Origin of the sequence: Streptomyces sp. NPDC102274, from assembly GCF_044766385.1 — a bacterium.
In the GTDB taxonomy this organism is placed as follows: Bacteria; Actinomycetota; Actinomycetes; order Streptomycetales; family Streptomycetaceae; genus Streptomyces.
In genome coordinates, this window is the sequence record NZ_JBIWLW010000007.1 from 71,850 (window position 1) to 96,408 (window position 24,559).

The following is a 24,559-nucleotide window of genomic DNA, read 5'->3' on the forward strand; positions in this document are numbered from 1 at the left end:
GACCTTCCCCCTGGTGGGGGACGGATCAGCCCTTCGCGGACCCTCGCGTCGGGCGGACCGGAAGATGTGCCAGAGTTGCCACGTCCGGTCTGTGAGCACGTACGGTACGGCAACACAGGCGGGACACCGGGACACCGGAAAGGGGCAGCTGGGTTGACCACGCACGCACCGCAGACGGCGCAGTTCGTGACGCTGCCGGCCTCGCTCGACGAGGCCGTGGCGGCGCTCACCGCGATGCCTGCCGCCGTGCCCGTCGCGGGTGGAACCGATCTCATGGCGGCCGTCAACAAGGGCCAGCTACGGCCCGCGGGACTCGTCGGCCTCGGTCGGATCAGCGAGCTGCGCGGCTGGCACTACCAGGACGGTCACGCCCTGCTCGGCGCCGGTCTCACCCACGCGCGCATGGGCAGACCGGACTTCGCGGCCCTCATCCCCGCGCTCGCCGCGTCCGCGCGCGCGGCGGGCCCGCCGCAGATCCGTAACGCCGGGACGCTCGGCGGCAATATCGCCACCGCGGCCCCGACCGGCGACGCGCTGCCCGTGCTCGCCGCGCTGGAGGCCGATCTGGTGATCGGGGGGCCCGGCGGCGCGCGCCGTGAGATCCCCGTCTCGCATCTGCTGGCAGGGCGCGAGATGCTCGCGCCCGCCGAACTCATCGGCTTCGTGCGGGTGCCCCTGCTGCACGCCCCCCAGGTCTTCCTCAAGGCGACCGGACGGACGGGGCCCGGCCGGGCCACCGCGTCCGTGGCCGTCGTACTGGACCCGGCGCGGCGCGGGGTGCGGTGCGCGGTCGGCGCGATCGCCCCGATGCCGCTGCGCCCGCTGGAGGCGGAGCGCTGGATCGCCTCGCTGATCGACTGGGACGGCGCGCGCGGGCTCGCGCAGGAGGCGCTCGCCGCCTTCGGCGAGTACGTCGCCGCGGCCTGTATCCCGGACCCGCCCGCGCCGGCCGACGGGGGCGAAGTGCCCCCGCCGTCGCCCGCCGTACTGCATCTGCGGCGCACGGTCGCCGCACTGGCCCGACGAGCACTGGGGAGGGCGCTGTCGTGACCACCAACGAGAACTCCGGTACCGGCTCCGGGGCCCCCGAGGGCCAGGGCGGCTGGCAGCCGGTCCCGCAGGGCGGGGAGTACGACGGCGAGTCGACCGCCTTCGTGCAACTGCCCCCGGAGGACGTCTTCGACGCTCCGCTGGCCGCGCCGGGGCACGGGTACGTACCGCCGCAGATCGTGCCGCCGGCACAGCTCGACCCGTCGGCGGCCGACGCCCAGGGCGGGGTCCAGTGGCCGGACCCGCAGCAGGGCGGCTATGTCCAGGGCGGGTACGCGCAGGGCGGTTACGGCCACGGTGGCTACGGGCCCGGCGGTGGCTACGACCCGCAGGCGACGGGCCAGTGGAACTTCAGCGACACGGGCGCCGGTAACGGCGCCGACGCCGGGGCGGTCGCGGGTGCCGGGCAGGCCGCGGCGGGGGACCCCGCGGGTGGATCCGAGCTGACCGGGCAGTGGACGATCCCGATCGCCCAGGGGGATCTTCCGGACGAATCCGGCGAGTTCAGCAAGTCGGTGCTGGCGTCCCAGTGGAACGGCGGCAGCCCGCCGGCGACTCTGCCGGGCGGCGCCGCCGCGCCGTGGGCGACGGAACCGGCACCGCCCGGCAGAGACGCCGGCGGATTCGCCGTCCCGGAGAGCGTCGAGGCACCGGGGGTGCCGGGCGTCCCGGAGGCCATGGAGCCCGAGCCGTCCGCCGCCCTGCCGGACGCCGTACCGGACCTCGCGCACGAGCCCGGCCCGGGGACCGTGCCCGAGGCGGCGCCCGAGACCGTCCCCGAGATCCCGGCCGAGCCCGAGCACGGAGCGGAGACCGCGCCGGGACCGGAGCACGGACCGGAATCCGGGGCCGCGCCGGAACCCGAGCCGGAACCCGAGCCGGAACCCGAGCCCGAGCCCGCGCCCCTCACCAGCAGCAGCGACAGCGCCGAACACCCCTCCGGCTCCTACGTCCTGCGCGTCAACGGCGCCGACCGTCCCGTCACCGACGCCTGGATCGGCGAGTCGCTGCTGTACGTGCTGCGCGAGCGCCTCGGCCTCGCGGGCGCCAAGGACGGCTGCTCCCAGGGCGAATGCGGCGCCTGCAACGTCCAGGTCGACGGCCGGCTCGTCGCCTCCTGTCTCGTCCCCGCCGCCACCGCCGCCGGCTCCGAGGTCCGTACGGTCGAGGGGCTGGCCGCCGACGGCGAACCCTCCGACGTCCAGCGGGCGCTGGCGAAGTGCGGGGCCGTGCAGTGCGGGTTCTGCGTCCCCGGCATGGCCATGACCGTCCACGACCTCCTGGAGGGCAACCACGCCCCCAGCGAGCTGGAGACCCGCCAGGCGCTCTGCGGCAACCTCTGCCGCTGCTCGGGCTACCGCGGCGTGCTCGACGCGGTGAGCGAGGTCGTCGCCGGGCGCAGGGCGAGCGCGGAGGCCGCCGCCGCGGCCTCCGAGGAAGCCCGAATCCCGCACCAGGCACCCCCCGGGGCCGGCGGCGTCCAGCCCCCGCACACCGGCCCGCACACCCCCCCGCACTCGCCCGACGGAGGCATGGCGTGAGCAACGACGCGGCCACCGGGACCCCGACGCTCGACGGCCCCCAGCAGGAGCCGCCCGCGCACGGCCTCGGCGCATCCCTCCCCCCGGCCGACGCGCGCGCGAAGACCGAGGGCACGTTCCCGTACGCCGCCGACCTGTGGGCCGAGGGCCTGCTGTGGGCGGCGATCCTGCGCTCGCCGCACCCGCACGCCCGTATCGTCTCGGTCGACACCGCCGCGGCCGCCGAGATGCCGGGCGTACGCGCCGTCGTCACGCACGAGGACGTGCCGGGCGACTCGGCGTACGGCAGGCGGATCGCCGACCGTCCCGTCTTCGCCTCGGAGGTCGTACGCCACCACGGCGAGGCGATCGCCGCCGTCGCCGCCGACCACCCCGACACGGCCCGGCTCGCCGCCGCCGCGATCGCCGTCGAGTACGAGGTCCTCGACCCGGTGACCGACCCCGAGAAGGCGTTCGCCGCCGAGCCGCTGCACCCCGACGGCAATCTGATCCGCCATATCCCGCTGCGCTACGGCGATCCGGAGATCACCGGCGAGGTCGTCGTGGAGGGGCTGTACCGCATCGGCCGCCAGGACCCGGCGCCCATCGGCGCCGAGGCGGGCCTCGCCGTGCCGAGGCCCGATGGCGGCGTCGAGATCTACACCGCCTCCACCGACCCGCACACCGACCGCGATCTGGCCGCCGCCTGCTTCGGCCTGGAGCCGGACCGGGTGAAGGTCGTCGTCACCGGCGTCCCCGGCGCCACTGGCGACCGCGAGGACCCGGGCTTCCAGATCCCCCTCGGCCTGCTCGCGCTGCGTACCGGCTGCCCGGTCAAACTCGCCGCGACCCGCGAGGAGTCCTTCCTCGGTCACGCCCACCGCCACCCCACGCTGCTGCGCTACCGCCACCACGCGGACGCCGAGGGCCGGCTCGTCAAGGTCGAGGCCCAGATCCTGCTGGACGCGGGGGCGTACGCGGACGCCTCGTCCGAGTCCCTCGCGGCGGCGGTCGCCTTCGCCTGCGGCCCCTACGTCGTCCCGCACGCCTTCATCGAGGGCTGGGCCGTACGCACCAACAACCCGCCCTCCGGCCATGTACGCGGCGAAGGCGCGATGCAGGTGTGCGCGGCGTACGAGGGCCAGATGGACAAGCTGGCGGCCAAGCTGGGGGTGGAACCGGCCGAGCTGCGCCTGCGCAACGTCCTGGCCACCGGCGACATCCTGCCCACCAGCCAGACGGTGACCTGCCCGGCGCCCGTGGCCGAACTGCTCCGTTCCGTACGCGACTTCCCGCTGCCCCCGCTCCCCAAGGACACCCCCGAGGCGGCCTGGCTGCTGCCCGGCGGCCCCGAGGGCGCGGGCGAGCCGGGGGCCGTACGCCGGGGCGTCGGCTACGCGCTCGGCATGGTCCATATGCTCGGCGCGGAGGGCGCGGACGAGGTCTCCACGGCCACCGTCAAGGTGCACGACGGCGTGGCCACGGTCATCTGCGCGGCCGTCGAGACCGGCCAGGGCTTCGCCACCCTCGCCCGGCAGATCGTGCAGGAGACGCTGGGCATCGAGGAGGTCCATGTCGCCTCCGTCGACACGGACCAGCCTCCGGCGGGTCCGGCCGCCCACGGCCGGCACACCTGGGTCTCGGGCGGCGCGGTCGAGCGGGCGGCGAAGATGGTCCGTACGCAGCTGCTCCAGCCGCTGGCCCACAAGTTCGGGATGTCCACCGAGCTGCTCCAGATCACGGACGGCAAGATCACCTCGTACGACGGTGTGCTGTCCACGACGGTCACCGAGGCGATGGACGGCAAGGAACTCTGGGCGACGGCACAGTGCCGCCCCCACCCGACCGAACCCCTCGACGCCTCGGGCCAGGGCGACGCCTTCGTGGGGCTGGCCTTCTGCGCCATCCGCGCGGTCGTGGACGTCGACATCGAGCTGGGCTCGATCCGGGTCGTGGAGATGGCCGTGGCCCAGGACGTCGGTCGTGTCCTCAACCCGGCGCAGCTGGCCACCCGTATCGAGGCCGGCGTCACGCAGGGCATCGGCACGGCCCTGACGGAGAACCTCCGTACGACCCGCGGTCTGGTCCGCCGCCCCGACCTCACGGGGTACGCGCTTCCGACGTCCCTGGACGCGCCGGACATCCGTATCGTCAAGCTGGTCGAGGAGCGCGACGTGGTGGCCCCCTTCGGCGCCAAGCCCGCGAGCGCGGCTCCGGTGGTCACGTCCCCGGCGGCGGTCGCCTCGGCGGTCCGCGCGGCGACGGGCCGGCCCATCAGCCGCCTCCCGATCCGCCCCCAGGCGGCGGTGGCGGCGGCGCCGGCGGCTACGTAGCGCGGTCGCGGCGCGGTCGTACGGGAGCGCGGCCCGGCGGGCGTCTTCCGCCGGACGGCCGTCCCGGGGCGCCCATGACACCGAGCGGCCGCCCGCGGAATCCCCGGGGGCGGCCGCTCGCGCTGTTCCTGGAGGCCGTGGCGGGAATCGAACCCGCGTAACTCGCTTTGCAGGCGAGCCCCTGAACCACTCGGGCACACGGCCATGTTTGTCTCCTGTCATTGACCGTAGGCCGGTGGCGCACGGGGCTCAAGGCGTCCGGGCGGGCCGCAACGCGACTGCCACACTCCGTTCATGGTGGGCGGCGGGCCGGTGGGGCCGGGGGAGGCGTACGCCCAAGGGACCAGATCCGATCAGCCCTACGACAGGGCCATATCCGGGCTGTGCCCCTTACGCTGACCCCATGACCGCCCTGGACCCACGCGACGCCGATGTCGCTCCCGCCGACATATCCGCCGTAGCGGACCCCCTGCGGAAATCCCCGGCTCTCGGCCGGGGCGACGCTCCGGGACAAGGCGGTGTGCTGGGGCCTCAGCACCGGGCGCTCAGTATCGGCATCGTCTCCGTCGTCCTGCTCATCGCCTTCGAGGCGACCGCCGTCGGTACCGCGATGCCCGTCGCCGCGCGGGAGCTGCACGGGATTCCGCTGTACGCCTTCGCCTTCTCCGCGTACTTCACCACCAGCCTCTTCGCCATGGTGCTCTCCGGCCAGTGGGCCGACCGCAGCGGGCCGCTCGCGCCGCTCGCCACCGGGATCAGCGCCTTCGGGGCCGGGCTGCTGCTGTCGGGCACGGCGGGCACCATGTGGCTGTTCATCCTCGGCCGCGCCGTCCAGGGCCTCGGCGGCGGGCTGGTCATCGTCGCACTCTATGTCGTCGTCAGCCGGGCCTACCCGGAGAGGCTGCGGCCCTCGATCATGGCCGCGTTCGCCGCCAGTTGGGTGATCCCCTCCGTCGTCGGACCGCTCGCCTCCGGCACCGTCACCGAACACCTCGGCTGGCGCTGGGTCTTCATCGGTATCCCGGTCCTGGTCGTGCTGCCGCTGGCGCTCGCGCTGCCCGCGATACGCCGCAAGGCGTCGGGGCCCGCCGATGCCGACGGGCCCGTCCCGTCCTTCGACCGGCGCCGGATCCGGCTCGCGCTCGGGATCTCGCTGGGCGCGGGGCTGCTCCAGTACGCGGGCCAGGATCTGCGCTGGCTCTCGCTCCTCCCGGCGCTGGCCGGCGCCGCGTTCCTCGTCCCCGCCGTCCTCGGGCTGCTGCCGCACGGCACCTGGCGCGCGGCGCGCGGGCTGCCCTCCGTGGTGCTGCTGCGCGGGGTCGCCGCCGGGGCCTTCATCGCCGCCGAGAGCTTCGTACCGCTGATGCTCGTCACCCAGCGCGGGCTGTCGCCGACGATGGCCGGGCTCTCGCTCGCGGTGGGCGGCGCGACCTGGGCGCTCGGCTCGTACGTCCAGTCCAGGCCGCGCCTGGAGCCGTACCGCGAGCGGCTGATGGCGGGCGGGATGGTGCTGGTCGCCCTGTCGATCGCGACCGTGCCGAGCGTGCTCGTCGAGTCCGTACCGGTGTGGATCGTCGCGGTCGCCTGGGCATTCGGCTGTCTCGGCATGGGCGCCGTGATCGCCTCCACCAGCGTGCTGCTGCTCAAGCTCTCGGCGCCGGAGGAGGCGGGCGCGAACTCCGCCGCGCTCCAGATCTCCGACGGGTTGTCGAACGTGCTCCTGCTGGCGGCGGGCGGCGCGGCGTTCGCGGCCCTGGGCGGCGGCGCGGTGGGCGGCCACGCCTCCTTGGCCGCGTCGGGCGCGGCGGGATCCCACCCGGCGGCCTTCGCCGCGGTGTTTCTGCCGATGGCCGCGGTGGCGCTGGTCGGGGTGTGGGTGGCGACGCGGATACGGACCCACTGACCGCGGATACGGACCCCCACTGACCGCGGATACGGACACTCGCCGACCGCGGATACGGACCGCTGAGCACGTGCACGGACCCGCTGGGCACTGCCCACGCCACGTTCGACCGCCCTGTTAGCGTGGGCCCCTTGACCGAGGGGGCGGAGACAGCACGATGACAGCGACCACGTTTCGTATCGGCGGGAACCTGAGCGTACGGCGGCTCGGATTCGGGGCGATGCGGCTGCCGACGGAGCCGGGACCGGCCCGCGAGGTCTCCCTCGGCGTCGCCCGGCGGGCCGTCGAGCTGGGCGTCACACTGATCGACACCGCCCATCTGTACGGCGGGGGAGCCAACGAGGAACTGCTCGCCGAGGCCCTGTACCCCTACGCGGACGGGCTGCTCGTCACCACCAAGGTCGGCGTCGCGCGATCGGCGGAATCGGGCGAGTGGGGGCTCGACGGCCGGCCGGAAGTCCTGCGCGACCAGGTCGAGAACGCCCTTCGCCGACTGCGCGTCGAGCGGCTCGAACTGCTCCAGCTGCACCGCATCGACCCTGAGGTGCCCCTCGCCGACCAGCTCGGCGCGCTGCGGGAGTTGCTGACCGCGGGCAAGGTCGGCCGGCTCGGGCTGTCCGAGATCACCGTCGCCGAGCTCGAACAGGCGCGGGAGATCATCGACGTCGTGTCCGTACAGAACCGCTACAGCGTGCTCGACCGCGAGCACGAGTCCGTGCTCGCGGCCTGCGAGGCGGCGGGGATCGCGTTCCTGCCGTGGCGGCCCGTCGCCTGGGGGAAGTCGGGGGCCGATGCCGAGATCACCGCCGTGGCGGCCGAGCTCGACGCCACCCCCTCGCAAGTCGCGCTCGCCTGGCTCCTCGACCGCTCGCCGGTCATCCTCCCGATCCCGGGCACCGCCCGGATCGACCATCTGGAGGAGAACGTCGCCGCGGCGGACCTCCGCCTGACCCCGGCCCACCGCGACCGTCTCGCCGGTCTCGCCCGCCCCGACCGGCCGGCCGATCAGGTGTAGCGCCCCGTCCCCGCCGTACGGAATGTGGCGCCCGTCGCACCTGGCCGTCCCCCGTCCCGTTCGTACGAGGGTCGCGCCGGGCCACCGGTAGGGTGGCCCGGTTGTCGTACGTACCCCTGCCCGACCCCGCCAACCCGCGCCCGAACCGGAGACCGTGACTACTACCGCCGCCTCCCACCACCTCTCACCCGCCTTCCCGGGTCGCGCCCCCTGGGGCACCGCGAACAAGCTGCGTGCCTGGCAGGAGGGTGCGCTCGGCCGTTATCTGGAGCTGCAGCCGCGCGACTTCCTCGCCGTCGCCACCCCCGGCGCCGGGAAGACGACCTTCGCCCTGACGCTCGCCTCATGGCTGCTGCACCACCATGTCGTCCAGCAGATCACCGTCGTCGCGCCGACCGAGCACCTCAAGAAGCAGTGGGCGGAGGCCGCCGCGCGCATTGGCATCAAGCTCGACCCCGACTACTCCGCGGGGCCGGTGAGCAAGGAGTACGACGGCGTCGCCATCACCTACGCGGGCGTCGGGGTCCGGCCCATGCTGCACCGCAACCGGTGCGAGCAGCGCAAGACCCTGGTCATCCTCGACGAGATCCACCACGCGGGCGACTCCAAGTCCTGGGGCGAGGCCTGTCTTGAGGCGTTCGAGCCCGCGACCCGGCGGCTCGCGCTGACCGGCACGCCGTTCAGGTCCGACACCAACCCCATCCCCTTCGTGGCGTACGAGGAGGGCAACGACGGCATCCGCCGCTCGGCCGCCGACTACGCCTACGGGTACGGCAACGCGCTCGGCGACGGTGTCGTCCGGCCCGTCATCTTCCTCAGCTACAGCGGCAATATGCGCTGGCGCACCAAGGCCGGTGACGAGATCGCGGCCAAGCTCGGCGAGCCCATGACGAAGGACGCCATCTCGCAGGCGTGGCGCACCGCGCTCGACCCGCGCGGAGACTGGATGCCCAACGTGCTGCGCGCCGCGGACCAGCGGCTGACCGAGGTGCGCAAGGGCATCCCGGACGCCGGCGGTCTGGTCATCGCGACCGACCAGGACTCGGCGCGCGCGTACGCCAAGCTCATCCGCGAGATCACCGGCTCGAAGGCGACCGTCGTCCTCTCCGACGACACCGGCGCGTCGAAGCGGATCGATGAATTCAGCGAGGGCGACGACCGGTGGATGGTCGCGGTCCGGATGGTGTCGGAGGGCGTCGACGTACCGCGCCTGGCCGTCGGCGTGTACGCCACCACCATCTCGACCCCGCTCTTCTTCGCGCAGGCCGTGGGCCGTTTCGTACGTTCACGGCGGCGCGGCGAGACCGCGTCCGTCTTCCTGCCCACCATCCCGGGCCTGCTCGGCTTCGCCGCCGAGATGGAGGTCGAGCGCGACCATGTGCTCGACAAGCCGAAGAAGAACGGTGAGGAGGACCCCTACGCCGAGTCCGAGAAGGAGATGGCGGAGGCCGAGAAGCAGCAGGATGAGGACACCGGCGAGCAGGACATGCTGCCCTTCGAGGCGCTGGAGTCCGACGCCGTCTTCGACCGGGTGCTCTACGACGGCGCCGAATTCGGCATGCAGGCCCACCCGGGCAGCGAGGAGGAGCGGGACTACCTCGGTATCCCCGGGCTGCTGGAGCCCGACCAGGTGCAACTGCTCCTCCAGAAGCGGCAGGCGAGGCAGATCGCGCACAGCCGCAAGAAGCCGGACGCCGAGGCGGATCTGCTGGAGCTGCCGGCCGAGCGCCGGCCCGTGGTCTCCCACAAGGAGCTGCTGGAGCTGCGCAAGCAGCTGAACACGATGGTCGGCGCGTACGTCCACCAGAGCGGCAAGCCGCACGGCGTGATCCACACGGAGCTGCGCCGGGTGTGCGGCGGGCCGCCGAGCGCCGAGGCGACGGCGGGGCAGATCCGGGAGCGGATCGCGAAGGTTCAGGAGTGGGCCACCCGGATGCGGTGATGCCGTGGAGATTTCCGTCGGCCGCCGTAGCGGTGATCGAGAGAGGTCGTAGGGGTTTCCGTACGCGGTGGCCGCCGCCGGAGCGGTCGGCGGCCGTCTTCGCCTCCGAAGACGTCCGGTATGGCGCGAATGATCAATCCAATTCCTCGTTCTGTCGGATTTTGTCCGCGAATAGGGATCAACTCTCTTCCTGTGCCCGGATTCTGGACGAGGTCTTCCGCTGAGCGGTGTCCGTGGTTAGTGTCCCCGCAATGTAAACGCTCCGTGGCAACTCCGCCGCGTAGTGCAGCCGGTGGTGCCGAGGCCCGCCGGCGGCCTCACTCCGAAGGAGAAGGCGTCGTGACCGCGGAGACCTCCCAGACGCTCGACCGGGGACTGCGCGTCCTCAAACTGCTCGCCGACACCGATCACGGCCTGACCGTCACCGAGCTGTCCAACAAACTCGGTGTCAACAGGACGGTGGTCTACCGACTGCTCGCCACCCTCGAACAGCACGCCCTGGTCCGCCGCGACCTCGGCGGCCGGGCCCGGGTGGGCCTCGGCGTACTGCGCCTGGGCCGCCAGGTGCATCCGCTGGTACGGGAGGCCGCCCTGCCCGCCCTGCGCTCGCTCGCCGAGGACATCGGCGCCACCGCGCATCTCACGCTCGTGGACGGGGCGGAGGCGCTGGCCGTCGCGGTCGTCGAACCGACCTGGACCGACTACCACGTCGCCTACCGGGCCGGCTTCCGTCATTCGCTCGACCGGGGCGCCGCGGGCAAGGCCATACTCGCCGCCCGTCAGGCCGCCCTCACCGAGCCGCGCTGCACCCTCACCCACGGTGAGCTGGAGGCCGGTGCGAGCGGCGCCGCCGCCGCGCTGATCGGGGTGACCGGGATAGAGGGCAGCGTGGGAGTGGTGATGCTCGCGGACGCCGTACCCGATCGGGTGGGGCCTCGGGTCGTGGACGCGGCCCGGGAAGTGGCGGACGCGCTGCGCTGAGGTCCGACCGGGCGGCTGCCGAACGGTCCGACCGGGCGCACCGGGCGCACCGGACGGTCCGCACGACCGGGCGCACCGGGCGGTTCGACCGGGCGCTCGGACACGCCGTCCAGGGCGCCGGACCGCGCCAGATAGATTGACACTCGTGTTCTCTCGCCTCTCGCGCCCCGGCGCCCTCGCCCTCTGCGCCGTCCCGATCGTCGTGCTGTTCGCCGTGGTCGGGGTCGCGCCGTTGCCGTACTCCGTGGCACAGCCGGGGATGACCGCGAATGTCCTCGGTACGGACCAGGGCCGGCAGATCATCACGATCAGCGGGACGCCCACCAGGAAGACCGAGGGGCAGCTGCGGATGACGACCATCGTGGCGACCGGCCCCTCCGCCGATGTCGACTTCGGCGACGTGGTCGAGGGCTGGTTCCGTACAGACCGCGCCGTGCTGCCGCGTGACGCGGTCTACCCGTCCGGGGAGTCCGACAAGGAGATCGAGCGGCACAACACCCACGACATGGTGGAGTCCCAGAACTCCGCGACCCAGGCGGCCCTGGACCTGCTCGGCAAGGACCCGAAGACCGTCGACGTCAGCCTCCATCTCGCCGACGTCGGCGGCCCCAGCGCCGGTCTGCTCTTCGCCCTGGGCATCGTCGACAAACTCGACGGCGACGGCTCGGGCGGCGATCTGACCGGCGGCCGCAAGATCGCGGGTACGGGCACGATCAGCGGCGACGGCAAGGTCGGCGCGGTCGGCGGGGTGTCCCTGAAGACCCAGGCGGCGGGGCGCGACGGCGCCACGGTCTTCCTCGTCCCGAAGGCTGAATGCGGGGACGCCGGGGCCGAGCTGCCGAAGGGGATGCGGCTGATCCCGGTCAGCACGCTGAAGAGCGCGGTGTCGGCGCTCACGGCGCTGGCGCGGGGCGAGACGGGTCGGGTGCCGAGCTGCTGAGGTCGCTGACCGGGGCGGCTTTCGCCCTCTCCGGGATCCGTTCCATGGAGCGCCAGGCAGGGAAGACCAGCGGGCTCAGCGTCGCCAGGAGATAGACGCCGCCGACGGCCAGCAGCGTGTTGCTCAGTCCCGCGCGCTCGACCAGGAGGCCCGCGACCAGACCGCCGAGCGGCATGGTCAGCTCGACTCCCGCCGTGGTCACACTGGACACCCGGCTGCGCAGCGCGTCCGGCACCCGCTCGTAGGTGACAGTGGTGAGGATCGGGTTGAGCACGCCGGCCGCCAGTCCGCCCGCGGCCATCGTCACCGCCAGCGGGACGGTCCCGTCCGTGAGCGCCGCCACGGTGAACTTCGGTGCCCCGCAGAGCAGGAAGGCGCCCGCGAACACGACGCGGCGCGGGAAGCGTTCGCCGTACGCCCCGTACAGCAGGGCCCCCAGCAGCGCCGCCCCGCCGAACAGCGCGGTGAGCAGCCCGAGATCGGCCGATCCGCCCAGCTCCTGCCGGGCATGGACCGGTAGCAGGACCGAACTCCAGCTCTGGTCAAGACCGTTGGTGATCATCACCATCACGGTGATGCCGAGCAGCAGCCGCGTACGGATCAGGAAGTCGTAGCCCTCGCGAAGTTCGGTGCGGTACGTCGCGAGCGAGACCGGGGCCCGACGCTGTGGCTCAGCCGCCCGTATCCCCCGTATTCCGGCGGCTATCAGCGCCGCCGACGCCACGAAGGTCACGGCATCCAGCAGCAGGACCGCCTCCGCGCCCACGACGGCGATCAGCAGTCCGGCGAGCGCGGCGCCGATCATGCGCGCGCCGCGCGAGGCCGCGTCGTACAGACTCGCGGCGCGTGGCAGGGTCGTCCCGGCGCGTTCGGCGAGGTCCGGCAGGAGGACGAAACGGGCGGTGATCCCCGGGGTGTGGACGAGGCCGCTGACCGCCATCAGCGCGCACAGCATCCAGAATTCCAGCACGCCCGCGAAGTGCAGGAGCGGGACCGCGGCCACGGCGAGTCCGCAGATCAGGTCGGAGGCGACGGAGACCCGCCGCCGCCCGAGCCGGTCGATGACCGGACCGCCGACGACAGCGGAGACGACGACCGGCAGCGTCGCACAGAAGGCGACGACCCCGGCTCTGGCCGGGCTGCCGGTGGTCTGGAGAGCGAACCACGGCACCCCGATCAGGGTGAGTGAACTCCCGGCGATGGAGATGGTGTTGGCGGCGAGGGTGGCGACAAAGGGCCGCCGGTCGTAAGCGGGGCCCTGCCCGCCGGGTACGGGTCCGGCTCCGGGTCCGGATTCGGTCCCCGACCCGGCTCCGGTACCGGCCGTCGGGGTCATGCGGCGTACGGCCGTACGCGCCGACGCCCGGACACCGCCGGCCGGTTGACGAGGCGCAGCCCCAACTCGACCAGGGACCAGCCGAGTCGGGTACGGAGGTTCGCGCGCGGCGGGCGGCGGCGGAACCCGGCGGCCTCGTGGCGCAGTTCGGCGGCGCGCTGGGCGTGCAGCCGGAGATGTATGTCGGGGTGCGTGGCGGGGTGCACGGAGGGTCTCCTTCAGCTTCGGCCGGTGGAACCGGTGCGGGGGAAGGAATGCAGATGGACGCGGACCTGCGGGGCATCCGCCTCGCCGGGACCGGCCGAGCGGTAACTCTCGACGACCTCGTGCAGCTTCTCGTTCATCTCGTACAGCTGCTCGGAGGTCAGGCGCAGAGTGAAGTCGCTGAGGTCCGCGGAGGATGACCACTTCCTGGGCCAGTCGCTCGCGGTCCCCAGCCAGGTGGCGAGCTCCTGGGTGTGGATGCTGGCCACCTCGTGCAGCATGAGGTCGACCGCGCCGCGCACCGCCGGGTCGGTGTCGGTGTGCAGGTCCGGGCCGAACCTCGTGCCCTCGTCGGACGCCTTCCACCACCGCTCGCGGCCCTTTCCCCGCGTCGGGTCGTCCTCGACGAAGCCGTACACGGCGAGCTGTCGCAGGTGATAGCTGGTGGCGCCGCTGGACTCGCCCAGCCGCTCGGCGAGTTGGGAGGCGGTGGCGGGGCCTTCGTGGCGGAGAGTGGTCATCAGCCGTATCCGCAGGGGGTGGGCCAGACCGCGGAGCGAGCGCGCGTCGAGGGTGCGCTCCCTGGGTTTCGGGGGGTGCGGCGGTGCTTCCGTCGGCTTCACGGGCTCTGTCTGATCTGCGGGGTCTGGGGGCTCCGCGGGGTCTACGGGGTCATCGGGCTCGGGCATGCCTCTAACGTAGCCATGCAAAGACTTCGTTGCAACATGTTCTTTGCAACGAAGTCTTTGCATGCCCGGCCGGCTCCCGTCCGGGCCCCGTCCGTCCGGCTGGTGGCGTCAGCCGTCGCTGTCGGGCGTCAGCAGATCGACGAGCCCCGTGACGCCCTCCGCCCCGTGACCACCCTCCAGTCGCCGCTTCATCAGGTCGAAGTACGGGGTCAGCAGCTCGGGGCTCACCCCCTGCTCGTGCGCCGTCCCCACAAAGGTCCCCACCCCCGCGACCTGCATGGCCAGGTTGGAGACGATGTCCGATTCGTAGTCGCCGCTCGCCAACTGCCCGGCGACCTGCTCGACCGTCGGGGACATCGACATCAGCCAGTCGGTCAGCAGCGGTGTGAACTCCTTCAGTGAGATCTCCGCCTCCCCGCGCACCAGCGCGAAAGCGTGCGTGATGCCCGCGAGCATGCCGTACATTCCGCTCAGCAGCGCCACGTCCTGGAGCGCGGCATGGCCGGCGTTCGCGCTGACGTAACGCGTGCCGACCGGGACCGCCAGCGCCGCTCTGTGTGTCTCGAAGAGCTCGTGCGAGCCGCTGTAGAAGACATAGCCGCCCGCCTCGGGAACCCCGACCATCGGCGGTATGGCCATGATCCCGCCGCTGAGGAAACGGGCCCCGCGCGCCGCGGCCCACTCGCCGCGCGCCCGTGCCTGGGCCGGGGTCCCGGTGGTGACGTCCACCAGGTCCTTGCCGGTCAGGTCGGTGCCCTCCAGCGCAGCGCCGACCGAGGCGTCGTCCAGCAGGCAGGTGACGACCAGCGCGTTCGCGGCCACGGCCTCGGCGGCGCTCGTGGCGGCCGTGGCCCCCTCGGCCACCAGGGTGTCGGCCCGGCCGGGCGTACGGTTCCAGACGGTCACGGAGTATCCGGCGGCGAGCCAGGCACGGGCGAAGGCCGTACCCATGGCCCCGAGCCCGAGCAGCGAGACGGAACGGGAAAAGGAAGGCGAAGAGGCGGGCGAAGAAACGGGCGAAGAGGCGGGCGCGGGGGAAGAGGAAAGAGTGGCGGAAAGGTTGTCGGTCATGACGAATAAGCTGGTCGATGACCCGGGGACCAACAAGTACGCACTCCGAAGTGGGTGGTTCCCCCGAGGTATGTGACCAGGTCGGAGAGAGGGGGGCCAAGGCGATGGCGACCGTGGGCAGGCCGGGCGCGCCGAGCGCGTATCACTGCGGGATCGACGCGGCCATGGATGTGATCGGCGGAAAGTGGAAGGTGCTGATCCTCTGGGCGCTGGACGAGAGCCCGCGCCGCTTCGGGGAGCTTCGCAGGATGCTCCCCGGCGTCACGGAGAAGGTCCTCACCAGCCAGCTGCGTGAGCTGGAGACGAACGGCATCGTCTCCCGTGAGGTGTACGACGAGATCCCGCCGCGCGTCGAGTACGCGCTGACCGAGCGCGGTGTCGCCCTTGCGACCGCCCTCCAGCCGCTTGGCCTGTGGGGACGGGAACACGTCCTGGGGAAGACCCCGCGAAGGGCTACCCCTTCGTGATGAATCCTTCGCCGGAGAAGTCCCTGGCGGAGTCCCCGGCGGAGCCCTTCGCGGAGTCCTCGGCGGCCTGCTCCACCAGCGGGATGATCCGCAGCGGTACGGGGTTCTCCATGACGATCGTCGTGGCGGCGCGCACGATGCCGTCAAAACCGACGACCCGGTCGATCACCCGTTGCAGATCGGCGTTGGAGCGGGCCACGAGACGGCAGAGCATGTCTCCCTGGCCTGTGGTGGTGTGCAGTTCGAGCACCTCGGGAACGGTCGTCAGATGGGCCCGTACGTCGGCGCCCTGCCCCTGCTTGATCTCCAGCGTGGCGAAGGCGGTGACGGGGTAGCCGAGGGCGGCCGGATCCACGGTCGGGCCGAATCCCCTGATCACCCCATTCGACTGAAGCCGGTCGAGCCGTGCCTGCACCGTGCCGCGGGCCACCCCGAGCCGGCGCGATGCCTCAAGCACTCCGATCCTGGGCTCCCGCGCGAGCAGCACGATCAGCCGCCCGTCGAGTCCGTCGATGCTCATGATCCGCTCCCCAATGCGCTGCCGAATCAAACGTAGTCATACTGTGCAGATAGCCTCGCCATTCTCGTCATCTGGTCTACACATTGCCCAGTGAATCAGCGAACTGTTGCGCACCTTGTGGAACGGCGGGAGGCTGATGACATGGCTGACACTTCGACGCACTTCGACACCGCTCCCCATACCGCGCGCGAGGCCGACCCCTTCCCGGTCAAGGGAATGGACGCGGTCGTTTTCGCCGTCGGCAACGCCAAGCAGGCCGCGCACTACTACTCCACGGCCTTCGGCATGAGGCTCGTCGCCTACTCCGGACCGGAGAACGGCAGCCGCGAGACCGCGAGTTACGTCCTCACCAATGGCGCGGCCCGCTTCGTCATGACGTCCGTCATCAAGCCGTCCACCGAGGGGGGCCGCTTCCTCGCGGACCATGTCGCCGAGCACGGCGACGGCGTGGTCGACCTCGCGATCGAGGTGCCGGACGCGCGGGCCGCCTACGCGTACGCCACCGAGCACGGCGCCCGCGGCCTCCAGGAGCCGTACGAGATCAAGGACGAGCACGGCACGGTCGTCCTCGCCGCGATCGCCACGTACGGCAAGACCCGCCACACCCTCGTCGAGCGCTCCGGTTACGACGGCCCGTATCTGCCGGGCTTCACCGCCGCGGACCCGATCGTCGAGCCCGCCGCCAAGCGCACCTTCCAGGCCATCGACCACTGCGTGGGCAATGTCGAGCTCGGGAAGATGAACGAGTGGGTCGGCTTCTACAACAAGGTCATGGGCTTCACGAACATGAAGGAGTTCGTGGGAGACGACATCGCCACCGAGTACTCCGCGCTCATGTCGAAGGTCGTCGCCGACGGCACGCTCAAGGTGAAGTTCCCGATCAACGAGCCCGCGATCGCCAAGAAGAAGTCGCAGATCGACGAGTACCTGGAGTTCTACGGCGAGGCCGGCGTCCAGCACATCGCGCTCGCCACGAACGACATCGTCGCGTCCGTGCGGGCGATGCGGGCGGCGGGCGTGCAGTTCCTCGACACCCCCGACTCGTACTACGACACGCTCGGCGAGTGGGCGGGCGAGACGCGGGTGCCCGTGGAGACGCTGCGCGAGCTGAAGATCCTGGTGGACCGCGACGAGGACGGGTATCTGCTGCAGATCTTCACCAAGCCCGTCCAGGACCGGCCGACGGTCTTCTTCGAGATGATCGAGCGCCATGGCTCGATGGGCTTCGGCAAGGGCAACTTCAAGGCGCTCTTCGAGGCGATCGAGCGCGAGCAGGAGAGGCGCGGCAACCTCTGACGGAGTGCGCGGCTGACGGAGTGCGCGGCTGACGGAGTGCGCGGCGCGTGCCGGGGCTTGTCGTTTCCGGCACGCGTCCGGACTCCGGTGCCGGGACCGGCAAGGTTTGCCCGTCGAGGAGCGGCGGTCGGTGCGTGTGATCGCAAGGCGGCCGGAAGTCCTGGTAGCGGAGCTACCTGGGCTTGTGGCCAACGCCCGCGAGCGCGCGTGCTGGGCGTCGCGACGGGGCAAACGTTGCCGGGAGGGGCACTAGACCTTCGGCGGGGGCGCCGGCTCCCTCCGTTCCAGCGTGGGTTTCTCGGGCCCCGAGCCGTAGAAGTCCTTCGGCCCGCCCTCCTCCGGTTCGCCGAGCGCGTCCAGCGCCTCCCGGGCCATCGGCGCCAGCAGCGGCGAGAAGTGCGGGTCGGTCCGCAGGGCCTCCTCGATATGGCGGCGGGCCGCACCGTGCATCTCCAGCGACCGCTCGATCTCGCCGCGGTGGTACGAGAACAGCGCGCTCCGCCGTCCCGGCTCGGTCGCCTTCGTCGCGTACGCCAGCGCCTCGCGCCACTGGCCCGCCCGGTGCAGCGCCCAGCCCAGCGCGTCCGCGACCTCCATGCTCCGGTGCGACTGCTTCCACTCCGAGCGCAGCCGCGCGACCGCCGCCTGCGGATCGCCGTGATCGGCTTCGAAGCGACCGAGGACCAACTCCTCGTTCACCCCGTTGCCCCGGGCACGCTCGGCCCGTTCCCGCAGCGTCTCGTACTGCGTCTGGGCATCCCCGTCCAGCCCCAGCGAGTCGTACAACTCGCCCAGTTCCAGGGCGTATTCGGGCCGGGGCAGCTTGGCGAGCGCCGTCTGGTAGTCACGTGTCGCCTCGTCCGACCTGCCCAGCGAGGCCAGCGCCCTGGCCCGCCCGGCCAGTGACTGGGCCCGGTCGCGCGCCGCCGTCAGCGCCGCCTCGTAATGGCCCAGCGCCTCGGTCGGCTCGCCCCGCTCCCAGGCCAGCTCGCCCAGCGTGTCCAGCGCCTTCGCGCGCTCCACGGCTGATCCGGCGTGCGCCGCCGCGTCGGTGGCCTTGGCCACCGCGTCCTCGCGCCGGCCGCGGTCGCGGTACACCTCGGCGGCGCGGATCAGCACCGGCGCCCCCGAGCGCAGTTCGCGCAGCTTCTCCAGCGCCCTGCCCGCCGCCTTGTAGTCGCCCAGGCCGGTGTACGCGTCGATCAGCACCGGATACGACGTCCACGCCCCGGGCCGCTGCGCCCGTACCGACTCGCCCCACTGCCTGGCGGCGACATAGTCATGGCGGGCGTTGGCCAGTGAGGCGAGCCCCACCATCGCCTCCGGATTGCCCGTCCTGATGCCCTTGCCGGGTTTGCCGTCCTCCGCTCCCTTGCCGTCCTTGCCGGATCCGGCGTTCTTCGCCGGTCCCTCGCCGGGGGCGCCCGGCTGCACCGCCAGCGACCGCTGGAGCGCTCGGTCGGCCTTCGGGTAGTAGGCCGGATCCGCGGCGGCGACGCCGCGCTCCACATAGGCCGAGCCGAGCACCGCCCACGCCTGTCCGTCCTCGGGGTGCGTCCGCAGCCAGTTTTCCCGCTCGCGGATGAGCGCGGCCAGATCCGACAGCGCGGCCGGCGCCCCCACTCCCACCGCGGCCATCGCCCGCGCCTCGGGGCCCGGCCGGGACGCCGGCTCCTCGTCGGGGACGAACAGCAGTACGCCCCCGACCAGCGTCGCTCCCACCCCGGCGGCCAGCGCCGCTCTTTTCAACTGTCTGACCTGCTCCGTTTTCATGGCGTTCATGGCGATTACTGTGCGTCAATATGATGAGTACACCGGTACTTGCCGTTGTGGATCGCAGACGGGTTCACACCGATGGCCCCGGATGGGAGTCTGGGATCATGGACGATCTCCTCGCACAGCTGCGGGCCGGGCTCCCCTCCGACGCCCTGATCACCGATCCCGACGTCACGGTCTCCTACGCCAACGACATGGCGAGCTTCTGCGAGGCGGGCACGCCCTCCGTGGTGGTGCTGCCGCGCACGGTCGAGCACGTCCAGCATGTGATGCGCACGGCGACCGCGCTACGCGTCCCCGTCGTCCCGCAGGGGGCCCGTACGGGGCTGTCGGGCGCCGCGAACGCCTCGGACGGGTGCATCGTCCTCTCCCTGACGAAGATGGACCGGATCCTGGAGATCAACCCCGTCGACCGGATCGCCGTCGTCGAGCCGGGTGTCATCAACGCGACGCTCTCCCGCGCCGTAGGTGAGCAGGGCCTCTACTACCCGCCGGACCCGTCCAGCTGGGAGATGTGCACCATCGGCGGGAACATCGGCACCGCGTCCGGCGGACTGTGCTGCGTCAAGTACGGCGTCACCGCGGAGTACGTCCTCGGCCTGGACATCGTCCTCGCCGACGGCCGGCTCCTCACCACCGGCCGTCGCACCGCCAAGGGCGTCGCCGGGTACGACCTCACCCGGCTCTTCGTCGGCTCGGAGGGCAGTCTCGGCATCGTCGTCAAGGCCGTACTGGCCCTCAAGCCGCAGCCGCCCCAGCAGCTCGTCCTGGCCGCCGAGTTCGCCTCCGCTGCCGCCGCCTGCGACGCCGTCTGCCGGATCATGGAGCGCGGCCACACCCCGTCCCTCCTCGAACTCATGGACCGTACGACCATCCGCGCCGTCAACGCGATGGCCAACATGGGCCTCCCCGACACCACCGAGGCGCTGCTGCTCGCGGCCTTCGACACCCCCGACCCCGCGGCCGATCTGGCCGCCGTCGGCGAGCTGTGCACGGCGGCCGGCGCCACCGAAGTGGTCCCCGCCGAGGACGCCGCCGAGTCGGAACTGCTGCTCCAAGCCCGCCGGCTGTCGCTCACCGCGCTGGAGACCGTCAAGTCGGCGACCATGATCGACGACGTCTGCGTGCCCCGCTCGCGCCTCGCCGAGATGCTCGACGGCACAGCGGCCATCGCCGAAAAGTACGACCTGACCATCGGCGTCTGCGCCCACGCGGGTGACGGCAACACCCACCCCGTCGTCTGCTTCGACCAGGCCGACCCGGACGAGTCACGGCGGGCCCGGGAATCCTTCGACGAGATCATGGCGCTCGGTCTCGAACTCGGCGGCACGATCACCGGCGAACACGGCGTCGGCACCCTCAAGAAGGAGTGGCTGTCGCGCGAGCTGGGACCGGTGGGCCTGGAGTTGCAGCGGGGCATCAAGCGGACGTTCGATCCGCTGGGCCTGCTCAACCCGGGGAAGCTCTTCTAGGCGTCATCCAGGCGTCATCGTCTCTTCCCCACCCTCTTCCACCTCGCCGCCCCCTGCCCCTCTTCTCTGCCTCCTTCTAGGCCTCGTCGTCCACGGACTCGTCCAAGGGCCACGGGTCCCGCAGCCACAGATCGTCGGCCGGTGTCGGAGCCAGCAGCGTGGCCAGCCCGTCGTCGAGGCCGAGCTGCTCGGACTCCGTACCCGGTGGCACGATCCGCATCGTCCGCTCCAGCCATGCGGACACCGCGGCACAGGGCGCCTCCAGCAACGCGTCGCCGTCGGGCGAGGAGAGGGCGACACACAGGACGGTGCGCCCGCCGACCTTCGTGGGCCAGATCCGTACATCGCCCTGCCCGCAGGGCCTGAACACCCCTTCCACCAGCAGTTCGCGGGCGAAGGTCCATTCCACGGGTTTGTCCGAGCCGATGTGGAAGGTGATGTGCACGGCGTACGGGTCGTCCGTGCGGTAGGTCAGCCGGGCCGGGACGGGGATGCCGCGCTCGGGCGACAGCACCAGATTCAGTTCCAGTTCGCGTTCCACCATGGTGTACATGAGCGGCACTTCCTTTCTGGCGAGCGGCCCGACGCGGGGGCCGTACCAGTCGAGAGGCGCTACCCCGCCGACTATGACGCGACTTTCGGCGATGAGTTTCCGCGGCTTCGGACGCACACGTCCCGGACAGGACACGGACAGGACCCGGGCTGTGGCCGGACGGTGGCCGGACGGGGACTCGCCACCCGGGCGGGCACGTGCGTACGGTGTTCCGTACGCCCTGGCGAATGAATCCCACCCCGCAGCCTCACGCTTCGCATCGGCGTCCGCGGTCAGCCGCTCGAACGCGGCCGTTTCTGCCGGTCTCTTTCCTCAGGGCCTCGTGTTCTTCGTTACTGTCCTCCTTGGACAATGGTGTGAGTGAACGGAGTTGGGGTCAGTGGCTACTCCTCCTGGTGACGGCGGGAACGTACCCCGGGAAGGGTTTTACCCGGACCCGTCCATCCCTGGATATGTCCGGTACTGGAACGGCGCGGCCTGGGTGCCCGGCACGAGCCGGCCCGCTCCGCAGGACGGGGAGGCGACGCCCGGTACCACCCGGACGGGCTCGGCGACCTTCCCGCCCGGCGCGGTCGAGGAGACCGGGCCGGTCTTCTTCGACGAGGACCCTCCCGAGGAGCCCCGCCAGGAGCTCCGCCAGGAACCGGCGTCCGCGTGGCAGGCCGACGCCTCGCGGCAGACCGGCTTCGGCGGCGAGCACGATGCCCGGGTGTCCTGGGGAGCGGCCCGGCCGGATCCGCGCGTTCCCGGCCCGGCGCCCGAGCCCGGCCGTGAGCTGCCCGCGCCCACGCCCGGCGATCCGACCGGCGGCGCCCTGCCCGGCGTACGCGCGCTGGGTCCCGGCTCGGGCCCCGGAGCTGATTCCGGGTCCGGCGCGGGCGACGGTCCGCCGCTCACCGACGGCACGGTCACGATCCGCGGCCTGCGGCGCGGCATCAGGCCCGGTTCGGGCTCCGGCTCCGGCACTGGCACCGGCACCGGAGAGAGCGCGGGTGTGGGATCCGGGACCGGCCCCGCGGAAGGTACGGCCGATTCGCGCAGGACACCCGCGCTCGGCGACAGCGGGCAGCCGGCGGTCGACAGCACCATGGCCATCCGCGCCCTGCGCGCCGCCCGCCGCGCGAAGGACGAGGACGCCCCGGCCGGCGGTACGGCGCGGCCCGACGGCACCATGACCCTCGGCGCGCTGACCCAGGGCGCCGACGGTGCGCGCCGGGCGGCGGAGCTGCCGCAGCTCCCCGTACCGCAGCAGTCCCCGCCCGCGGCCGGTCAGAACGCGCCCGTCAGCCCCGGCACCGGCGGCGGCGCCGCGTCCTGGGCCCAGCAGGCGCACCAGCTCGCGCAGCCGGGTCAGCCGGGTCAGTCGGTCCAGCACGGTCGTTCCGACCAGCCGGACCAGCCCGTCGTGCCCTGGAAGCCCCCCGTCAACGACCCGTTTTTGCAAGCCGCGCAGGCCCAGGCGAACGCCAGGCCCGCGACCCTCGGCAAGCGCTTCGCGGCCCGGCTGATCGACACCGTGGTGCTGGGCGCGATCGTCGGCGCCCTCGCCTTCCCGCTCGTGTCCAAGGCCCTCGCCCATATCGACGACAAGATCGCGGCGGCCGAACGGACCGGTGAGACCGTCACCGTCTGGCTGCTCGACGCCACGACCGGGGTCTGGCTGGGCGCCGCGCTCGCCGCGCTGCTGATCGTCGGGGTGCTCTACGAGGCGCTGCCGACCGCCAAATGGGGCCGCACGCTGGGCAAGAAGCTGTGCGGCCTCGACGTACGGGACATCGAGTCCCACGAGACCCCGGCGTTCGGCGCCGCGCTGCGCCGCTGGCTGGTCTACGGCGTGCTGGGGGTGCTCGTCGTGGGCGTCCTCAATGTGCTCTGGTGTCTGATCGACCGGCCCTGGCGGCAGTGCTGGCACGACAAGGTGGCCCGCACGTTCGTGTCGGGCTGAGGGCTGGGCGGCGGCCGGTGATCCGACAGCCGGTGCCCTGACAGCCGGTGACCTGACGGCCGGTCGGTCGTCGGCCGGGCGTTCCTCCGAACGGCGGGCAAACCGTTGCGGGCCCCTGCCCGGCACGGTGCACTGCCCACATGAGTCGTGATCAGCCGCCGCCCGGCGAGCCCCCCGAGGAAGACCCGTTCCTCAAGAAGCCGCAGGGGCCCTCGCCCGAGGGGCCTCCGCCCGAGGGTCCGTCCGAGGAGCCTCCGGCGCCGCAGGGCCCGCCGCCGGGATCTCCGTACGACTCCCCGTACGGCGCCCCCTACGGCGGCGCCGGCGGGCAGCCGCCCCCGGGCTCCCCGTACGGCTCGGAGGCCTTTGGCGGGGAGTCGTACGGCGGCAGGGATCCGCTCGCCGGGATGCCGCCGCTCGCGCCGTTCGGCACGCGGTTCCTGGCCCGGGTCATCGACGCCCTGATCATCTTCATCCCACTGGCGATCGTGTCGCTGTTCGTCGGGGGCTGGAGCACCGCGAACAACACCGGTGCGTGGGACGAGGTCACCGATCAGGTGAATACCGGCACGCAGTGGATCTGGTCGGTCATCTCGATCGTGTTGTTCGTCGGCTACGACACCCTGATGGACCGTAAGTACGGGCAGACGCTCGGCAAACGCTGGCTGAAGCTGCGCGTCGCGATGCTCAACGACGGCGCGGTCCCCGACACCGGCTCCGCACTGCTGCGTTCGGTGGTCCTCTGGCTGCCGGCGCTGCTGTGCTGCCTCTGTATCTGGTGGGCCATCATCATCGTGTCGATCCTGGCCAGCAGGCCCTACCGGCAGGGTCTGCACGACAAGGCCGCCAGAACGGTCGTGGTGTCAGCGACGCAGTGAGGGCTGGCCCATCCGGGCCTCGGCCCGCTGTCCGGGCAGCTGCGCGCTCGTCGCCGGGGGCGTGTCGGGCCGCAGCGCGGCCGTACACGCGGGGGCCGTACGCGCCGTCGTGGTACGGCTGTTGGCCGGGATGGTCAGGGCGACCAGCAGCCCCAGGCTCAGAGCGGCGAGTCCGATCACCGCGATGCCGAGACCGGCGGCGGTGCCGGAGAGCAGAAGCATGACGAGGGTGGAACAGACGACGGTGGCGGTTCCGTAGGCGAGCTGTGCGGCAGTCGGACGCGGCATGGCGGAATCCGTCCTCGGGGCGTCATATTCGGGGGCGTTGGGGGCGTTTCGCGTATCTCGCACGTACGTCGCAGGGCGGGTCGCACTGTCAAGCGACTCTACGACGGTGGATGCCCGAGCGGAGCGATTAGTAAGCGTGACCTCACCCACGGTGCCGGTGCACGGGGGGCGCATCGAGTCACGCCCCCTGCCGATGGGCCGTGTCAGTGCGCCGGTTGTCCGAAATCATCCAGCCCTGGAGTCATGTCCGAATAGCGGAACCGGAAGGCCGCATAGTGCAGTTGACCAGTGCAAGTCAAGGTCTGTCTTTTCTTCTTCAACTCCGGTCCAATGTCGTCACTTATGACGCGCATAGCGCGCGGATCCATCACTCCCGGTCC

At 72.1% G+C, this 24,559-nt stretch carries 21 protein-coding genes and 1 tRNA gene; 13 read left to right on the top strand and 9 right to left on the bottom strand.

What is annotated here, in order from left to right:
- The first annotated feature begins 153 nt into the window (after positions 1-153).
- The 3 genes from ACIRQP_RS12080 to ACIRQP_RS12090 are packed head-to-tail and all read left to right on the top strand — an operon-like array spanning position 154 to position 4,903.
- Positions 154-1,050, top strand: coding sequence for an FAD binding domain-containing protein (locus tag ACIRQP_RS12080; protein ID WP_382521145.1), 897 nt, complete (start codon positions 154-156; stop codon positions 1,048-1,050).
- Complete coding sequence (locus ACIRQP_RS12085) at positions 1,047-2,591, top strand: 2Fe-2S iron-sulfur cluster-binding protein (RefSeq protein ID WP_403887325.1); 1,545 nt, start codon at positions 1,047-1,049, stop codon at positions 2,589-2,591. Before ACIRQP_RS12080 ends, ACIRQP_RS12085 begins: the two co-directional genes overlap by 4 nt.
- The gene (locus ACIRQP_RS12090; RefSeq protein WP_403887328.1) at positions 2,588-4,903 is read left to right on the top strand and encodes a xanthine dehydrogenase family protein molybdopterin-binding subunit; all 2,316 of its coding nucleotides are present in this window, start codon (positions 2,588-2,590) and stop codon (positions 4,901-4,903) included. Before ACIRQP_RS12085 ends, ACIRQP_RS12090 begins: the two co-directional genes overlap by 4 nt.
- A gap of 129 nt (positions 4,904-5,032) precedes the next feature.
- On the opposite strand, the gene ACIRQP_RS12095 is transcribed toward ACIRQP_RS12090, so the two are convergent.
- Positions 5,033-5,107, bottom strand: a tRNA-Cys gene (locus tag ACIRQP_RS12095).
- Positions 5,108-5,306: 199 nt separating this feature from the next.
- Here ACIRQP_RS12095 and ACIRQP_RS12100 point away from each other — a divergent pair.
- The 5 genes from ACIRQP_RS12100 (at position 5,307) to ACIRQP_RS12120 (ending at position 11,684) form a co-directional block, all read left to right on the top strand.
- On the top strand, positions 5,307-6,806 hold the full coding sequence (locus tag ACIRQP_RS12100; RefSeq protein WP_403887331.1) for an MFS transporter: 1,500 nt from the start codon (positions 5,307-5,309) through the stop codon (positions 6,804-6,806).
- Positions 6,807-6,963: 157 nt separating this feature from the next.
- Positions 6,964-7,821 (top strand): aldo/keto reductase, encoded by an 858-nt coding sequence (locus tag ACIRQP_RS12105; protein WP_403887333.1) that lies wholly within the window; start codon positions 6,964-6,966, stop codon positions 7,819-7,821.
- A gap of 154 nt (positions 7,822-7,975) precedes the next feature.
- Positions 7,976-9,763: a DEAD/DEAH box helicase gene (locus ACIRQP_RS12110; protein ID WP_403887336.1), complete on the top strand. Its 1,788-nt coding sequence runs from the start codon at positions 7,976-7,978 to the stop codon at positions 9,761-9,763.
- 339 nt (positions 9,764-10,102) lie between these two features.
- Positions 10,103-10,744 (top strand): IclR family transcriptional regulator, encoded by a 642-nt coding sequence (locus ACIRQP_RS12115; RefSeq protein WP_403887339.1) that lies wholly within the window; start codon positions 10,103-10,105, stop codon positions 10,742-10,744.
- A gap of 145 nt (positions 10,745-10,889) precedes the next feature.
- Entirely contained in the window at positions 10,890-11,684 is a 795-nt protein-coding gene (locus ACIRQP_RS12120) for a S16 family serine protease (RefSeq protein WP_403887342.1), read from the top strand.
- On the opposite strand, the gene ACIRQP_RS12125 is transcribed toward ACIRQP_RS12120, so the two are convergent.
- The 4 genes from ACIRQP_RS12125 to ACIRQP_RS12140 form a co-directional block, all read right to left on the bottom strand.
- The gene (locus tag ACIRQP_RS12125) at positions 11,638-13,020 is read right to left on the bottom strand and encodes an MFS transporter (RefSeq protein ID WP_403887345.1); all 1,383 of its coding nucleotides are present in this window, start codon (positions 13,018-13,020) and stop codon (positions 11,638-11,640) included. The genes ACIRQP_RS12120 and ACIRQP_RS12125 overlap by 47 nt on opposite strands.
- A complete protein-coding gene (locus tag ACIRQP_RS12130) occupies positions 13,017-13,226 on the bottom strand; it encodes a hypothetical protein (RefSeq protein WP_403887348.1) in 210 nt (69 codons plus the stop codon). The genes ACIRQP_RS12125 and ACIRQP_RS12130 overlap by 4 nt, the downstream gene beginning before the upstream one ends.
- Positions 13,227-13,238: 12 nt before the next feature.
- Positions 13,239-13,847, bottom strand: coding sequence for an ArsR/SmtB family transcription factor (locus ACIRQP_RS12135; RefSeq protein WP_403887351.1), 609 nt, complete (start codon positions 13,845-13,847; stop codon positions 13,239-13,241).
- A 174-nt stretch (positions 13,848-14,021) separates the two neighbouring features.
- Positions 14,022-14,984 (bottom strand): NAD(P)-dependent oxidoreductase, encoded by a 963-nt coding sequence (locus ACIRQP_RS12140; protein ID WP_403887354.1) that lies wholly within the window; start codon positions 14,982-14,984, stop codon positions 14,022-14,024.
- A gap of 104 nt (positions 14,985-15,088) precedes the next feature.
- Between ACIRQP_RS12140 and ACIRQP_RS12145 the strand changes: the two genes are divergently transcribed.
- Entirely contained in the window at positions 15,089-15,451 is a 363-nt protein-coding gene (locus ACIRQP_RS12145; RefSeq protein ID WP_403887357.1) for a winged helix-turn-helix transcriptional regulator, read from the top strand.
- Here the strand turns inward: ACIRQP_RS12145 and ACIRQP_RS12150 are convergent.
- The gene (locus ACIRQP_RS12150) at positions 15,438-15,971 is read right to left on the bottom strand and encodes an Lrp/AsnC family transcriptional regulator (RefSeq protein WP_403887360.1); all 534 of its coding nucleotides are present in this window, start codon (positions 15,969-15,971) and stop codon (positions 15,438-15,440) included. The genes ACIRQP_RS12145 and ACIRQP_RS12150 overlap by 14 nt on opposite strands.
- Before the next feature lie 141 nt (positions 15,972-16,112).
- On the opposite strand from ACIRQP_RS12150, the gene hppD reads away from it, so the two are divergent.
- Positions 16,113-17,267, top strand: coding sequence for a 4-hydroxyphenylpyruvate dioxygenase (gene hppD / locus ACIRQP_RS12155; protein WP_403887362.1), 1,155 nt, complete (start codon positions 16,113-16,115; stop codon positions 17,265-17,267).
- A 249-nt stretch (positions 17,268-17,516) separates the two neighbouring features.
- Here hppD and ACIRQP_RS12160 read toward each other — a convergent pair whose 3' ends face one another.
- Entirely contained in the window at positions 17,517-19,049 is a 1,533-nt protein-coding gene (locus ACIRQP_RS12160; protein ID WP_403887365.1) for a tetratricopeptide repeat protein, read from the bottom strand.
- Between the two features lie 98 nt (positions 19,050-19,147).
- Between ACIRQP_RS12160 and ACIRQP_RS12165 the strand changes: the two genes are divergently transcribed.
- Entirely contained in the window at positions 19,148-20,515 is a 1,368-nt protein-coding gene (locus tag ACIRQP_RS12165) for an FAD-binding oxidoreductase (protein WP_403887368.1), read from the top strand.
- Between the two features lie 76 nt (positions 20,516-20,591).
- On the opposite strand, the gene ACIRQP_RS12170 is transcribed toward ACIRQP_RS12165, so the two are convergent.
- Complete coding sequence (locus ACIRQP_RS12170) at positions 20,592-21,068, bottom strand: SsgA family sporulation/cell division regulator (protein WP_403887371.1); 477 nt, start codon at positions 21,066-21,068, stop codon at positions 20,592-20,594.
- Between the two features lie 379 nt (positions 21,069-21,447).
- Between ACIRQP_RS12170 and ACIRQP_RS12175 the strand changes: the two genes are divergently transcribed.
- Together ACIRQP_RS12175 and ACIRQP_RS12180 are read left to right on the top strand one after the other, a co-directional pair.
- Positions 21,448-23,013, top strand: a complete 1,566-nt coding sequence (locus ACIRQP_RS12175; RefSeq protein ID WP_403887374.1) for an RDD family protein — start codon at positions 21,448-21,450, stop codon at positions 23,011-23,013.
- Positions 23,014-23,153: 140 nt separating this feature from the next.
- Complete coding sequence (locus ACIRQP_RS12180; protein ID WP_403887377.1) at positions 23,154-23,891, top strand: RDD family protein; 738 nt, start codon at positions 23,154-23,156, stop codon at positions 23,889-23,891.
- Here ACIRQP_RS12180 and ACIRQP_RS12185 read toward each other — a convergent pair.
- Positions 23,877-24,179 (bottom strand): hypothetical protein, encoded by a 303-nt coding sequence (locus ACIRQP_RS12185; RefSeq protein ID WP_403887380.1) that lies wholly within the window; start codon positions 24,177-24,179, stop codon positions 23,877-23,879. The genes ACIRQP_RS12180 and ACIRQP_RS12185 overlap by 15 nt on opposite strands.
- Positions 24,180-24,559: the final 380 nt, after the last annotated feature.